Raw genomic sequence first — 13,268 nt, forward strand, 5'->3', positions numbered from 1 at the left:
CTATCGCAGGTGCTGGGCGGCCGCCGTGCGAACGGCGGCCGTCAGTGTGTCCAGGGCCGGTGAGGAGAGCCGCCAGCACTGCCAGTAGAGCGGGATGTCCAGGTGACGGCCGGGGCGGATCTCGACGAGGCGCCCGGCGTCCAGGTGGGGGCGGGCCTCGTGTTCGAAGAGCACGCCCCAGCCGAGGCCCATCAGCAGGGCGCGGTTGAACGCCGCGGTGGCCGGCAGATAGTGGATCGGCGGGTCCTGGGTGAGGCCGAGGAACCGGTGCTGGAGCCGGTCCTTGCGGTTGTAGAGCAGCGTGGGCGCGGACTCGTCGAGGCCGGGCGCGGCCACCCCGAGGTAACGCATGACGCCCAGTTTCTCCACCCGGCAGCCCTGCACCGGCACGTGCTCGGAGGTGACCGCCGCCATCGCGGTCCCCGACCGGAGCAGCTCGGTGGTGTGCTCCTGGTCGTCGGTGTGGATCTCGAAGAGCACGCCGGGCACGCTCGTCAGCACCGGCAGGAACCAGCTGTCCAGCGAGTCGGCGTTGACGACCACCGAGATGCGGACGGTGTCGGCGCCGAGCAGCTCCCGCTCCAGCAGGGCCACCTGGCCGGCGAAGCGGAGCAGCCCCTGACCGGCCGTGGTGGCGGTGCACGGTTTCGCCCGCCGGATCAGCACCTGGCCGACGGTCTGCTCGAGCGCTTTGATCCGCTGGCTGACCGCTGACGGTGTGACGTGCAACGCACGGGCCGCCGCCTCGAAACTGCCCTGCTCGACGACGGCCTGGAAGGTCGCCAGCTGCACCTGGTCCACATCAGCAAAACTAATCCATCGTCAAAATGATTAGCTGGAGACGTGCCGTGCCCGCCCGTAGCGTCGGGACATGCTCTCCTCCGCCCTCGCCGGGTTCGTCGCCTCCGCCGTGCTGATCATCGCCATCGGAGCGCAGAACGCGTTCGTCCTGCGTCAAGGGCTGCGCCGGGAACACGTACTCCCCGTGGTGTTGACCTGCGCTCTCTCCGATCTGGCGCTGATCTCGGCCGGCATCGCCGGCCTCGGCGCGGTCCTTACCGCGCAACCCGCGCTGATCACCGCGATCCGGTGGGCCGGCGCCGCGTTCCTGATCGGGTACGCGGTTCTCGCCGCCCGCCGTGCGCTGCGCCCGCAGGCCGCCCTCGACCCGGCGGCGCAGGCCCCGGCGACGCTGCGGGCCACTCTGCTCACCTGCCTCGCGCTGACCTACCTCAACCCGCACGTCTACCTGGACACCGTGCTGCTGCTCGGCTCGGTCGCGCAGCAGCACGCCAGCCGCTGGGCGTTCGGTCTCGGGGCGGCCGCCGCCAGCCTGAGCTGGTTCGTCGCGCTCGGCCTCGGCGCGCGACGGCTCGCCCCGCTGCTCGCCCGGCCCGCCGCGTGGCGCGTGCTCGACGGCTCGATCGCGCTGGTCATGGCGGGCCTGGGCGTGACCCTGATCGTGCAGGCTTGACCCTCGATCAGGTCGAGACACCAGGGTTCAGTGATGTGGGGAGCGACATGCGTGGCATCGGCGAGGCGGCCCGGGCGAGTGGGCTGAGCATCAGCGCGCTGCGGTTCTACGACAGCGCGGGCGTGCTGGTCCCGGCCGTGGTGGATCCGGCGACCGGCTACCGGCGGTACACGTCCGAGCAGGTCAGAGCGGCCCGGCTGATCGCCGGGCTGCGACGGGTGGGTATGCCGGTCGCCGAGATCGCGGCGGCGGTCCAAGACCTTCTTCAAGACCCCGCGGCGGTACGGGCGAAGCTGGACGACCACCTGGTCCGGCTGGAGTCCGGTCTCGCCGACGCCAAGCGTGAGCTCCTCCGCCTGCACACCCTGCTCGATCTGGAGGAGAACCTGATGACCCGCATCACCCTGTCCGCCGCCGATCTGTCCGCGGCTCTCGGCGCCGTGCTGTTCGCCGCCGCCGGCTCCACCGACCCGATCCCGGCCGGCGTGCTCTTCGAGACCGGCGACGACACCGTCACGCTGGTCGCGACCGACCGTTACCGGCTCGCCGCGGCCACCGCGCCGGCCACCGTGGAGGGTTCGCCGGCCCGGCTGTTCCTGCCGTATCCGCTGGCCGAGGAGCTGCACGGGATCCGTGCCGGCTCGATCGTCGTGGACCTCACCGACAGCCTGATCAGCGCCCGGGCCGGCGACCGGACCGTCGAGGGCAGGCCGATCGACATGGACTTCCCCGACTACCGCCGCCTGCTGCCGCCGGCCGGCGCCACGGTCACCGTGGACGTGGCCGAGCTGCGGGCGCTGCTGGCCGCCGCACCGGTGATCGACCGTGAGCACGAGGGGCGGCCGTACCCGGTGTCGGTCCTCGGTCTCGACCCGGCGGGCGGGGTGCGGTTCGCCGGCGCCGACGAGTGGGCGGCCGACGTCGAGTCGCACGTCGCGGTCAACCGGGAGTTCCTGTTGGAGGCGCTCGACGCGGGCACGGCAGGCCAGCTGGAACTGGACCTGGACGGGCCGGTCCGCCCGCTGATCTTCCGGCCGGTGGGATCCGCGTCTCACTTCTCGCTTCTCATGCCGGTCCGCCATTGAGAGGTAGGTAACCGTTCAGACACAGTCCGGCACCGGTCCTGGAAAGGCCGTGGGATCGAGTCGCTGACGGCGACCCGGCCCGGCTACTTTCGCAGGCGTGCGCAGCAACCGGCAGGAGGAAGAGCTCAACGCCGCGGCTACCGGCGCCTCCATGACCGGGTGGGAGTTCGCCTGGCTGGACGGCCTGGCCGTGGCGTCCGAGCCGTCCTGGTCGTATCTCGATCTGGCCCGCCCCCTGGTGCGCCGTGCCGGCAGCGTCCTCGACCTCGACACCGGCGGCGGCGAGCTGCTCGCCGAGCTGGCGCCCCTGCCACCGCGCACCGTCGCGGTGGAGACGTGGGCTCGCAACACCCCGGCCGCCCGGGAGCGGCTCGCGCCGTTCGGGGTGGCGGTGCAGACCGAGCTGCCGTCCGAGGAGAACGAGTTCGACCTCGTCCTCAGCCGGCACGGGCGGCTCCCCGCCGCCGACATCGCCCGCCTGCTCAAGCCGGGTGGCGTCCTGCTCACCCAGCAGGTCGGCAGCGACGACCTGGCCGAGCTCAACACCGCCCTCGGCGCCCCGCCCCCGCATCCGCGCCGGTGGGACGCCGAGGTCGCGGTCGGCGCCCTGCGCGCCGCCGGGCTGCACGTCACCGATGTGCGCGAGGAGCATCCTCTCCTCGCCTTCCACGACATCGCCGCCGTGGTCCATCAGCTGCGGTCGGTGCCGTGGCAGATCAGAGACTTCACCCCGGTGCGCTACGAGCGGGAGCTCGCCCGGCTGTCGGCGACGATCCGGGCGCGGGGCGGCTTCACGGCGCGGTCGCATCGGTTCCTCGTCCGGGCCGAGCGGCCGACAGAGGCGTAAGGGTCAAGCCTCTTTCAGGGGAACGGCTGCGACGGGCCGTTAACCCGTTCGGGGCGAGCAGACCGAAATTGTTCCGAGAACCGCTCCGGTTCGGTGCCGGAACGACTCGCCGATTCACGTTACGGCCCCCGTTCCGGCGGCTTCCGGCAATCCGAGCCGCACTCGGGGTTGCCTTCTCGACAGACCTGTGTCATGAGGCCATCGGAGCAGGTCGTAGCCGGTTGATCGATCTTCGCCGACATCCGGGGTGATCGCTGCGAGCGCCCGGTGCACGCGTACGGGTTAACCGGTGCGGACCGTAACCGCCGCCGTCTCGCACGCAACAGGTGAACGGAATGGACGATCGTCGGCTTGGGGCCGGTCAGCCATCTTTATCCCAGCGCCGGGCGGACGGAGGGCCGATTCCACGGCGCGCGGAGGCCTTACCGAAAACAATCCCGTTCATCGTCCCGGCCGGTCCCGCGGCCGGGCCGGTGGGCCCGGGAATGGTTCGAGCCCTCGGTGCGGCGGCGCCGAGGGCTCGAACGTACGCAGGGTGACGGTGACAGGCGCGAGTCGGCATCGGGGAAGGGGGCGGGACGCGGCCGGAGAGGCACGAAGGAGAGCCTGGCATAAGGACTGGTTTGACCGTTTATGGTGGGATCCGATCGTCGGCTGCAGGTGCCGGGCGATCGATTTCGTCACCCCGCAGGGGTAAGCCGTAACGACAGACCTGTCCGATTTATGCGCTGGGAAGGGCGGACGGAAAACCGATCACATCGGACATCCGCGTCGGGGAACGTTATATGAGCGCCGAACCCGGCATCTCTCCACCGGCCCTCGAGGAGGAACGAGCCGCATGCCCGAACCAAGGGATCCCCGCGCGGCGGCTGCCACCGGGGTCGCTCCGTGAATCGGCGCGACACCCTGCCCGAATTCACCGAGAGCGACGGCCGGATGCCCTCGCATCTCGAACTCGGCGCCGCGGACCACGAGGAGCCCACCTGGGAGGTGCGGCATCCGGCGAAGCGACGACGGTTCGACCGGCGGGCCCGGCTCATCCTCGGCGCCGCGGCGATCGCGGCGCTGCTCGCGAACGCGGGCGCCGCCTGGGCCTACTGGCGGTTCAACAATCCGGCCGCCGAGCGCGACTGGGCCTCCGGGACCGTCGTGGAGGTGACCGTGACCGCCATCTCCGATCCGGGCCGGCCACTGCGGCCGGGCGCTCCGGGCAATCTCACGGTCACCGTCACCAACCAGCACGAGGCGCCGGTGCGGGTCACCGAGATCCTGCCCGCCGAGGGGGCGGCGCTCGCCGACGAGGTCCATCGGGACGCCGGCTGCGCCGACCCACCGGTGGAGTTCACCCGGGAGGCGTTCCCGGTCTCGTGGGAGGTGCCACGGAACACGGTGGGGGCGTTCATTCTCGACGGCGCGCTCGCCGTACGGGCCGGAGGCGACGCCGCCTGTGAGGGTGCGACGTACACCGTTCCGGTACGGGCCACGGCCGTACGCCCCTGATGCCGGTCAGACGTTGAGGCGGTGGCGCGGGATCGGGCGCTCGATCCGAGCCGGGTCGACCACCACCGCGTCGTGCAGGACGTGCCGGGCCCGGTCGGTGGCGGCGCGCGCGAGGCGGCCGTCGTGCGAGGCCGCCTCGATGCCGTCGGCGATCACCTTGGCGGTGGCCTCGCCGTAGGTACGGGCGTCGTGGATCTCACGTTCGTGCATCAGGGACGCCTCGTGCTCACGGAGCCGGGCGGCCCGCGCCTCGGCCCGCTCGTAGGCGTTGCCGCGGGAGACCAGCTTGAGCCCGATCGCCGCACAGTCCAGAGCCACCATCAGCAGCGCGATCCCCAGATAGAAGACGCCGACGCCCCAGAAGTCGGTACGGATCAGGTGCCACATCGCCGCGGTACGGGCCCCGAAGCCGGAGTCGCCGCGCACCACCTCGGCGTTGGTGGCGCGTTCGTCGCTGATCCGTTCGGCCAGCCGGGACTGCTCGCCGGCCCGGGCCGCCCGGGAGTCGCGCTGGTCGTGCTGCAGTGCGGCGGCCTGCCGTTCCAGCCGGACCGCCTGATCGTCGAGGGCCCGGGAACGGCGCACCAACTGGTAGCAGTAGCCGTTGCGGGGGCAGCCGGGGCTGCGCGTGACGCCGCGTCCGGCCGAGTCGTCGAGAGCCTGCCGGTACATCAGACGGGCGTCCTCGCGTTTCTGGGCGGCCCGGTCGACGAGACGGCGGACCGCGGTGTCGTCGGCGGCGGTCTCCTTGCGCAGCTCGGCGAGACGGGCCGTGTAGCCGGCGACGGCGCCGCCCGCGTCCAGATCGCTGAGCTGCTCACTGTGCACCCGGGCCAGGCGGGCCTCGATCTCGCCACGGTACCGGGCCAGCATCAGCGGCTCGGTGATGACGATCGCGAACAGCAGCGCCAGGCTGAGCCGGCCCAGATAGAGGCCGAGCGTCGGCCGGCGCAGCAGGTGGCGGGGATCCGACGACTCCAGCCGCTCGTAACTGATCGTCACCCGGCCCACGACCGCCCGGTCGTAGGCGACCACACCGATCGCCACGAGCGGCCCGACCAGCCACTGGTACCAGGGATGGGCGTAGCCGGAGCTGGCGTCGATGAACGCGGCGCCACCCACCGTCGCATAGACGAAGTAGAGCAGGATGAAGACGCCTATCGATCGATACAGAACGCGGTCCGAGTGTGTGGAGACACTTCGGGGATTCACGTTCGCCACCCGCAGCAGCAGGTGCCCGAGGCCCTTGCGCATGCTGCCGAGTCTTGCCCACTCCCCGGCCCCCCGGAGGCGTTTTCGCCAGGATCAGGCGCGCAGGACCGTCGGCTCGGTGATGGTGACCCGCAGCAGGACGCGGGCCTCGACGTTCTGCTGCCGCGGATCGAGGTCGAAAGCCGCACTGTCCTCGGCGGCCTCGGCCGCGCCACCGGCCGCCCGCATCATCATCGGGTGAGCGGCAGCCGCCTCGGCGTCCGAGATCTCGACGATGCGGTCCAGCTCCGAGCCGACCGCCGACGCGTACTCCCGGGCACGGTCCAGGGCGTCGGTGACAGCCTCCCGGCGGACGTCCGCTCCGGCTCTGCTGCCCGGCCGGAGCCGCCACCAGGGGCCGGACACCGAGATGGACTCGCCGGACGCGAGTTGTGCCAGCAACTCACCGAGCGGGTCGAAGTCGGACACCGTGACCGTGGTGGTCAGCGAGCCGGAGTAGGTCGGGCTGCGGTCGCTGCGACGCCGATACTCCTCGTAGACGTGCAGGCCGGCAGTCTCCCGGCGCTCGATCGCCGCGTCATAGCGGTCCAGGATCGCCCCGACCTCGGCCGACCGCTCGGTGAGGCGGGTGACCACGGTGGGCTTGTCACGATCCCGCGCGGACACCGTCACCGAGACGACAGCCTGCTCCGGGGGCACCTCACGGCGTGCCTCGCCGTGGACTGTCACGATCGTCCGGTCCACGGCGAGAGCCTCCTCCGGCATCAGAACGGTTCGCTCAGGCGATCGGCCGCGGCCGCCACCCGCTCGTCGGTCGCGGTCATGGCGATCCGCACGTGCCGCGCCGCGGCCGGACCGTAGAAGGCGCCCGGGGCGGCCAGGATGCCACGCTTGGCGAGCCGGTCGACGGTCACCCAGCAGTCCTCGTCGCGGGTCGCCCACAGGTAGAGGCCCGCCTCCGAGTGACTGATCTCGAAACCGGCCTTGACCAGCGCGGACCGCAGGATCTCGCGGCGCGCCGCATAGCGCTCGCGCTGCTCCGCGACATGCCTCTCGTCGGTCAGCGCGGCCACCATGGCGGCCTGCACCGGCGCCGGGACGATCATCCCGCCGTGCTTGCGGACCGCCAGCAGCTCGGCGACCAGGGCCGGGTCGCCGCCGACGAAACCGGCACGGTAACCGGCCAGGTTGGAGCGTTTGGAGAGCGAGTGGACGGCCAGCACGCCGGTGTGGTCGCCGCCGGTCACCCGGTCGTCGAGCACCGACACCGGGGTGGTCTCCCAGCCGAGCGACAGATAGCACTCGTCGCTGACCACGGTGACGCCCCGCTCGCGCGCCCAGTCGACGACCTTGCGCAGATGCTGCTCGGGAAGCACCCGGCCGGTCGGATTGGACGGTGAGTTGATCCAGATCAGCTTGATCCGGCGGTCGGGGCCGAGCGCGGTGAGCGAATCGGACCGGACCACCTCGGCGCCGGCCAGCCGGACACCCACCTCGTAGGTCGGATAGCAGACCGACGGGATGACGACCACGTCGCCGGGCCCGACGCCGAGCAGCGTCGGCAGCCAGGCCACCAGCTCCTTCGAGCCGATCGTGGGCAGCACGCCGAGGTCACCGCTCGCCCGGCACTCCCGGGCGAGCCAGCCGGCGATCGCGGCACGCAGCTGGGGCGTGCCGGCGGTCAACGGGTAACCGGGCGCGTCGGACGCGTCCGCGAGGGCCTGCCGGACCGACGCCGGAACCGGGTCGACCGGGGTGCCGATCGACAGGTCCACGATGCCGCCCGGGTGCGCCGCGGCGAGCTTCTTGGCCGGCTCCAGCAGGTCCCAGGGGAAGTCCGGCAGGGCCGACGACAGAGCGCTCAGTGTGCGTCCCCGCGAGGAGCCTGCGCGGCCACGAACGTCGCGTCCTTCTCGATCTTGCCGACCTTGGAGGCGCCACCGGGCGAGCCGAGATCCTCGAAGAACTCGTAGTTCGCGTTGGTGTAGTCCTTCCACTGCTCCGGCACGTCGTCCTCGTAGAAGATCGCTTCCACCGGGCAGACCGGCTCGCAGGCTCCGCAGTCGACGCACTCATCGGGGTGGATGTAGAGCATCCGGTTGCCCTCGTAGATGCAGTCGACCGGGCATTCTTCGATGCACGCCTTGTCGAGAACATCGACGCAGGGCTCAGCGATGATGTAGGTCACGGATCTTTCCCTTCAAAGCCACGCCGCAAGTCGACGACGAGTTGCAGAGCCTAGTATTCCCGCCGAGGGAGGTAATGCGTGCTCCGACAGCAGGATGTGGGACACCGGGTGGTGGTACGGCGAATTGTAGGCGTATCCGGGGACCGCACGCTCTTCACGGATGCGCTGGGTGAGCTCGTGGACCTCACGGAGACCGATCTCACACTGGCCACCGACAAAGGCACCGTCCGGGTGCCCCTGCGCGAGGTGCACCGGGCCAAGCGGGTGCCCGCCGCGCGCCGGCCCAACGCCGCCTCCGTCATCGCGCTCGAGCTCGCCGCCGACGAGGCGTGGCCGGCACCGGTGCGCGGCCGGCTCGGCGGCTGGCTGCTGCGCGCCGCCGACAACTGGACCGGCCGGGCCAACTCGGCGCTCGCCGTCGGCGACCCGGATCGCACGCTGGAGGAGGCCATCGACGCGGTCGTCCGGTGGTATGGCGAGCGCGGCCAGCAGCCCCTGATCAACGCGCCGCTGCCGCTCGCCGCGCCGGTGAACGCGAGCCTCGACGAGCGCGGCTGGACGAGCCGGCCGCTGACCCTGGTGCAGACCGCCGCGCTGGCCCCGATGCTGACCGCCGCCGCCCGCGCCGACCTGCCGCCGGTCGACCTGGCCGACGCGGCCGGCGACGATTGGTATGCGATGGTCGCCGACCACAAGGGCACCCTGCCGGCGGCCGCGCTGACCATCCTCAACGGCGTGCCGGACCGGGTGTTCGCCCACGTCCGCGACACCGACGGCAAGCTGCTCGCGGTGGCGCGCGGCGCGGTCACCGGCCCGGATCGCTGGCTCGGCGTGTCGCTGGTGCAGACCGCCCCGGCCGCACGACGGCGCGGCCTGGGCGGGCATGTCGTGCGGGCGCTGGCGCACTGGGCGTCCCAGCGCGGCGCCAACCGCGCCTACCTCCAGGTGGAGGAGCGGAACACGGCGGCCGTCGCGCTCTACGGCCGGCTCGGTTTCAGCACCCACCACACCTATCTGACCAGGGAAGCGCCGCTCTGACCAGGGAAGCGCCGCTCTGACCAGCGAAGCGCCGCTCTGACCAGCGAAGCGGCGCGGGCCGGGGAAGCGGCGCGGGCCGGGGCTAGCGGCCGACGACCCGGCGGGGGCGGGCCTTGCGCGCCTCGGTGTATGCCTTCAGCGCGCGGGACCGGTAGTCACGGCCCAGCATGACGGCGATCCAGTAGCCGATGAGCGTGCCCGCGATCGCGCAGGCGGCGTAGAGCCAGATCTGCGCGAAGAAGTCGCCCGCCCCGTTGGCGAACGGGCCGTGTCCGCTGACGAACGGTCCCACCAGGACGGTCAGGGCCATGCCGCCGAGAGCGCCGAACCCGACGTCGGGCAGCCAGTCGCTCGGCGCCTGCCGCTGCGACCGGAGGAACGTCAGCACGGCCAGGATCACCGCGATCACCGCGAACATGACGATCGAGGCGATGCCCTGACCGCTGTCGTCCTCCGAGGAGAGCCGGATGACCAGCCGGGCGATCACGTTGACCGCGAACAGGGCGACGGCCAGCACCGTGATCCGGAACCAGCGCTGCTGCCTCATCTCGTCCTCCAGAAAGAGCTACCGGGAAATCTCGTGGCGGGATCCTAGCGCTCATCCTGGCCGATGGGGCCCCTGGATTCCTAGACGCTGCCTGAGAGTTCGCTGTCCTTGCTCACCGGGCGATCGCCGGCCCGGTTCAGCGGGGTCAGGATCATCCGGTACACGTACACCGCGAAGGTCAGGCTGCCGGCCAGGATGGTCACCAGGGCCACCCAGTTGGTCCCGCCGACCAGGTAATCGCCCTCGGCGGTGCGGGTGCCGGCGGCGGCCAGCATGATCAGCGTCCACAGCGCCCACGGCGGGCCGGCCGCCCAGCGGCGGCCGGTCGTCGACACGGCGAACCAGCAGATCACCAGATTGATCCCGATCGCCAGCGGGACGGCCAGCGGCAGCGGGGCGCCGGTCCCGACATACGGCGAGTCGCCGTCGAGCACCGCCCCGAACGCCCCGAGCCGCAGCGCGCTCAGCTGCAGCTCGAGGAAGGCGGTCAACACGGTGGCGACCAGCGCCACGGCCATGCCGGCCACCCGGAGGGCGGTGTCGCCGACGGCGTCCGGCGGGGTGGCCGGCTGATCCGCATACGGCGCGGGCGGTTGCTCCTCCGTCGCGGCGGCCGGTATGTCGCCGGTCATGCCAGCCCGCTGAACAGGTCGCTCTCCCAGCCGAACGGGCCCGAGCCGGGACCGCGGGTGCCCTTGACGAGCGTGTAGTACTCCACGCCCATGAACTCGCCGCCGAAGTCGCCCGCGATCCCGTAGAGCCAGGAGTTGTCCGGGATCTGGGTGGCGTGGGCGCGCATCGCCGCGGTCTTCTTCGCGGAGTGGTCGGTGCCGTCGATGCGGGCCGCGATCTCCTCGTCGGGCGTGCCGAACGGCAGGTCGTCGGCCTTCTCCACATCGGCGAACGGGTTGCTCTCCGACTCGCGGAACGCCTCCATGCCGTCCAGCAGGACGCTCAGCGGCATGGCCGTCCAGTAGATCTTCTCCGGGCCGTCGGCGTCGGCCAGCTCGGCGGCGCGCATCGCGACCCGGTGGGCCTGGATGTGGTCGGGGTGGCCGTAGAACCCGTTCTCGTCATAGGTGATCATGACCTGCGGGCGGATCTCACGCATGATCTCGACCAGGTGGCCGGCCGCCTCGTCGAGGTCGGCCTGCCAGAACGCGCGGGGGTGCTCGTTGGTGGGCAGGCCCATCATGCCGGAGTCACGGTAGCGGCCGGGGCCGCCGAGCATGCGGCGGTCGGTGACGCCGAGGGCGGCACAGGCGCGCTCCCACTCGACCAGGCGGTATCCGCCCAGTTGATCGGCCTCGGCGGCGGCGAGCCGGGACAGCTCCGGGACGTGGATCTCACCCTCCTCGCCGAGGGTGCAGGTCACCAGGGTGACGTGGGCTCCGGTGGAGACGTAGTGGGCCATGGTCGCGCCGGTGCCGATCACCTCGTCGTCGGGGTGCGCGTGGACCAGCAGCAGGCGGCGGGCGGGCAACTCTTCAGTCACGGCCGATACTGTACGCGCGACCACCGACGGGTTCGGTCCACCAGCCCGCGGTTTGCCCGGCGCGAGTCGCCCCCGATCGGCGATGCTGGGGTTGTGGAGTACCCGTACGCCGTGACCGTCGGGGCCGATGGCGCCCGAGTCGTGTTCCTCCGCTCGTCGGAGCTCTGGCTGCTCGACCTGCCCGCCGGGGTGGAACGACGGGTCGTCGAGGGGCCGGTCGGCTCCTACGCGACCGACCGGGACGCCCGGGTCGCCGCCGTCGTCCGGGAGGGTGAGCTGTTCCGGGCCGACCTGGTCACCGGCGCCGTCACCGCACTGCCCACGGCCGGGCCTGCCTTCGACGCCCGGCCCGACCCGGCGGGCCGGTCCATCGGCTACCTGACCGACCCCGGGGAGGCGGCGTCGCTGCACGTCACCGGGCCGGACGGGGATCGGCTGCTGGCCGGGGAGCCGGGCAACGCGTGGCGCGAGCACGGCGGGACGATCTCGTGGGGGATGCCGGGGACGTGGGCGGGCGAGTTCGGGCGTACCCGCGGGTGGTGGTGGTCTCCGGACGGATCGCAGATCCTGGCCGTGCGCAGCGCCCGGACGGTCAGCCTGCATCTGCTCGACCTGGACGACGGCTGGGTCGACGTGCACTGGGACCGCGAGACCTACCCCTATCTGGCGCAGGTCCGCTGGGTCGGCGGCGGTCCGCTGATCACCGTGCTGCGCCGGATGCAGCAGCACGGCCTGGTGCTCTCCATCGACCCGCGCACCGGTGAGACGCAGGTGCACGCCGAACTGGCCGACGCCCGCTGGGTGGAGCCGATCCCGGGCACGCCGCGGCACCTGCCGGACGGGCGCGTGCTGGTCGGCGGCGAGCTGGCCCACGACGGCTTCGACGCGCGCTGCCTCTTCGCCGACGGCAGCCTGCTCACCCCGCCCGGCCTCTACGTCCGGCGGGTGGCCGGCACCCTGCCGCGGCCCGGCGGCCCGGCCGGCGCCCCGGACCTGATCGTCGAGGGCAGCCTCGGCGACCCGGCAGTGCGGGAGGTGTTCCGGGTCCGCACCTCGCTCGGCGGCGGCGGGCCCGAGGTCTCCCGGCTGGCGCCGCTCACCGGCGCGGACCGGGTCACCGTCGGCGGCGACGTGCTGGTCGCCGGGAACCGGGTGTGGCACGGCGATCGGGTGATCACGCTGCGGTCCCCGGCGCCGGATCTTCCCGGGCATCCGGCGCCGGCGCTGGAACGGGTCACCGACCGGCGGCTTCCGGCCGCGGTCCGCTACCCCACCGGGCACGTCGGCGGCACCCGGCTTCCGGTGCTGATCACCCTGGGCGACGGGCCCGGGCATCAACAGGTCGTCGCGGACCCCGCGGCGTGGGTGGCGCGACAGCGATTCGCCGACTCCGGGTTCGCCGTGGTCAGCGTCGATTCCAGGGGTACGCCCGGAGTGGCCCCCAGCTTCGAGAAGGCGGTCCACCGGCGCCTGGCCGACGTGGTGCTCGGCGACCAGGCCGACGCCCTGCACGCCCTGCAGGGCAAGCACCCGGACCTCGACCTCACCCGGGTCGCGGTGCGCGGCCGCGGGCTGGGCGGATGGCTGGCCGCGCTGGCCGTGCTGCGCCGGCCGGAGGTCTTCCACCGGGCTGTGGCGCACCGGCCGGTGGTGGACTGGGCGGAGCTGCCGGGGCCGGTGGCGGAGCGCTATCTGGGCGACCGCGGGGACTCCCCCGACGTGTACGCCCACCACAGTCTGCGCGAGGCCGGGACGTCCCCGGACGTGTTGCTGGTCGGCGCTGAGCTGGACGGTTTCCCGTCGCGGTCTGCCATCACCTTCGAGGAGGAGCTAACCTTCCTGAAAGGGAGCTAGTCATCAGGGAGCTAGTCATGGAGCATGA

The 13,268-nt window shown here is 72.2% G+C and carries 14 protein-coding genes; 6 read left to right on the plus strand and 8 right to left on the minus strand.

The annotated features are described in order from the left end of the window. On the minus strand, positions 1-801 hold the full coding sequence (locus BM290_RS29610; RefSeq protein WP_093619188.1) for a LysR family transcriptional regulator ArgP: 801 nt from the start codon (positions 799-801) through the stop codon (positions 1-3). A 70-nt stretch (positions 802-871) separates the two neighbouring features. Here BM290_RS29610 and BM290_RS29615 point away from each other — a divergent pair, with 70 nt between their 5' ends. The 4 genes from BM290_RS29615 to BM290_RS29630 all read left to right on the plus strand — a co-directional run bounded on the left by BM290_RS29615 (position 872) and on the right by BM290_RS29630 (position 4,906). Further along, a complete protein-coding gene (locus tag BM290_RS29615; RefSeq protein WP_093619189.1) occupies positions 872-1,474 on the plus strand; it encodes a LysE/ArgO family amino acid transporter in 603 nt (200 codons plus the stop codon). A gap of 47 nt (positions 1,475-1,521) precedes the next feature. After that, a complete protein-coding gene (locus tag BM290_RS29620) occupies positions 1,522-2,559 on the plus strand; it encodes a DNA polymerase III subunit beta family protein (RefSeq protein WP_093619357.1) in 1,038 nt (345 codons plus the stop codon). Between the two features lie 97 nt (positions 2,560-2,656). Continuing rightward, entirely contained in the window at positions 2,657-3,406 is a 750-nt protein-coding gene (locus tag BM290_RS29625) for a class I SAM-dependent methyltransferase (RefSeq protein ID WP_093619190.1), read from the plus strand. Between the two features lie 888 nt (positions 3,407-4,294). Then, positions 4,295-4,906, plus strand: a complete 612-nt coding sequence (locus tag BM290_RS29630; RefSeq protein WP_239143748.1) for a hypothetical protein — start codon at positions 4,295-4,297, stop codon at positions 4,904-4,906. Positions 4,907-4,912: 6 nt separating this feature from the next. Here the strand turns inward: BM290_RS29630 and BM290_RS29635 are convergent, their stop codons facing one another. From BM290_RS29635 to fdxA, 4 genes are read right to left on the minus strand one after another with little or no spacing between them, the layout of a single operon-like run. Then, positions 4,913-6,160 (minus strand): DUF4407 domain-containing protein, encoded by a 1,248-nt coding sequence (locus BM290_RS29635; RefSeq protein ID WP_093619191.1) that lies wholly within the window; start codon positions 6,158-6,160, stop codon positions 4,913-4,915. A gap of 51 nt (positions 6,161-6,211) precedes the next feature. Continuing rightward, positions 6,212-6,883 carry an SIMPL domain-containing protein gene (locus BM290_RS29640; RefSeq protein WP_093619192.1) on the minus strand — a complete coding sequence of 224 codons (672 nt, stop codon included), beginning with the start codon at positions 6,881-6,883 and terminating at the stop codon, positions 6,212-6,214. Next, positions 6,883-7,983, minus strand: a complete 1,101-nt coding sequence (gene dapC / locus BM290_RS29645) for a succinyldiaminopimelate transaminase (RefSeq protein WP_218163303.1) — start codon at positions 7,981-7,983, stop codon at positions 6,883-6,885. The genes BM290_RS29640 and dapC overlap by 1 nt, the downstream gene beginning before the upstream one ends. Next, positions 7,980-8,306, minus strand: coding sequence for a ferredoxin (gene fdxA / locus BM290_RS29650; RefSeq protein WP_071804777.1), 327 nt, complete (start codon positions 8,304-8,306; stop codon positions 7,980-7,982). Before fdxA ends, dapC begins: the two co-directional genes overlap by 4 nt. A 78-nt stretch (positions 8,307-8,384) precedes the next feature. Here fdxA and BM290_RS29655 point away from each other — a divergent pair, with 78 nt between their 5' ends. Then, positions 8,385-9,344, plus strand: a complete 960-nt coding sequence (locus BM290_RS29655; RefSeq protein ID WP_093619194.1) for a GNAT family N-acetyltransferase — start codon at positions 8,385-8,387, stop codon at positions 9,342-9,344. Between the two features lie 82 nt (positions 9,345-9,426). On the opposite strand, the gene BM290_RS29660 is transcribed toward BM290_RS29655, so the two are convergent. The 3 genes from BM290_RS29660 to mshB form a co-directional block, all read right to left on the minus strand. Further along, complete coding sequence (locus BM290_RS29660; RefSeq protein ID WP_093619195.1) at positions 9,427-9,891, minus strand: hypothetical protein; 465 nt, start codon at positions 9,889-9,891, stop codon at positions 9,427-9,429. A gap of 80 nt (positions 9,892-9,971) precedes the next feature. Continuing rightward, entirely contained in the window at positions 9,972-10,523 is a 552-nt protein-coding gene (locus BM290_RS29665; RefSeq protein ID WP_239143747.1) for a hypothetical protein, read from the minus strand. Beyond that, positions 10,520-11,386 carry an N-acetyl-1-D-myo-inositol-2-amino-2-deoxy-alpha-D-glucopyranoside deacetylase gene (mshB, locus tag BM290_RS29670; RefSeq protein ID WP_177319952.1) on the minus strand — a complete coding sequence of 289 codons (867 nt, stop codon included), beginning with the start codon at positions 11,384-11,386 and terminating at the stop codon, positions 10,520-10,522. Before mshB ends, BM290_RS29665 begins: the two co-directional genes overlap by 4 nt. Before the next feature lie 93 nt (positions 11,387-11,479). Between mshB and BM290_RS29675 the strand changes: the two genes are divergently transcribed. Then, positions 11,480-13,240, plus strand: a complete 1,761-nt coding sequence (locus tag BM290_RS29675) for a prolyl oligopeptidase family serine peptidase (protein WP_239143746.1) — start codon at positions 11,480-11,482, stop codon at positions 13,238-13,240. Positions 13,241-13,268 lie beyond the last annotated feature (28 nt).

The sequence above is a fragment of the Actinoplanes philippinensis genome (assembly GCF_900113015.1).
GTDB classification, from domain to species: Bacteria; Actinomycetota; Actinomycetes; order Mycobacteriales; family Micromonosporaceae; genus Actinoplanes; species Actinoplanes philippinensis.

Excerpts from the sequence above, each read along its gene's own strand:
- BM290_RS29615 (WP_093619189.1), top strand. The coding sequence starts at position 872 with ATGCTCTCCTCCGCCCTCGCCGGGTTCGTCGCCTCCGCCGTGCTGATC.
- BM290_RS29620 (WP_093619357.1), top strand. The coding sequence starts at position 1,522 with ATGCGTGGCATCGGCGAGGCGGCCCGGGCGAGTGGGCTGAGCATCAGC.
- BM290_RS29635 (WP_093619191.1), bottom strand. The coding sequence starts at position 6,160 with ATGCGCAAGGGCCTCGGGCACCTGCTGCTGCGGGTGGCGAACGTGAAT.
- BM290_RS29640 (WP_093619192.1), bottom strand. The coding sequence starts at position 6,883 with ATGCCGGAGGAGGCTCTCGCCGTGGACCGGACGATCGTGACAGTCCAC.
- BM290_RS29660 (WP_093619195.1), bottom strand. The coding sequence starts at position 9,891 with ATGAGGCAGCAGCGCTGGTTCCGGATCACGGTGCTGGCCGTCGCCCTG.
- BM290_RS29665 (WP_239143747.1), bottom strand. The coding sequence starts at position 10,523 with ATGACCGGCGACATACCGGCCGCCGCGACGGAGGAGCAACCGCCCGCG.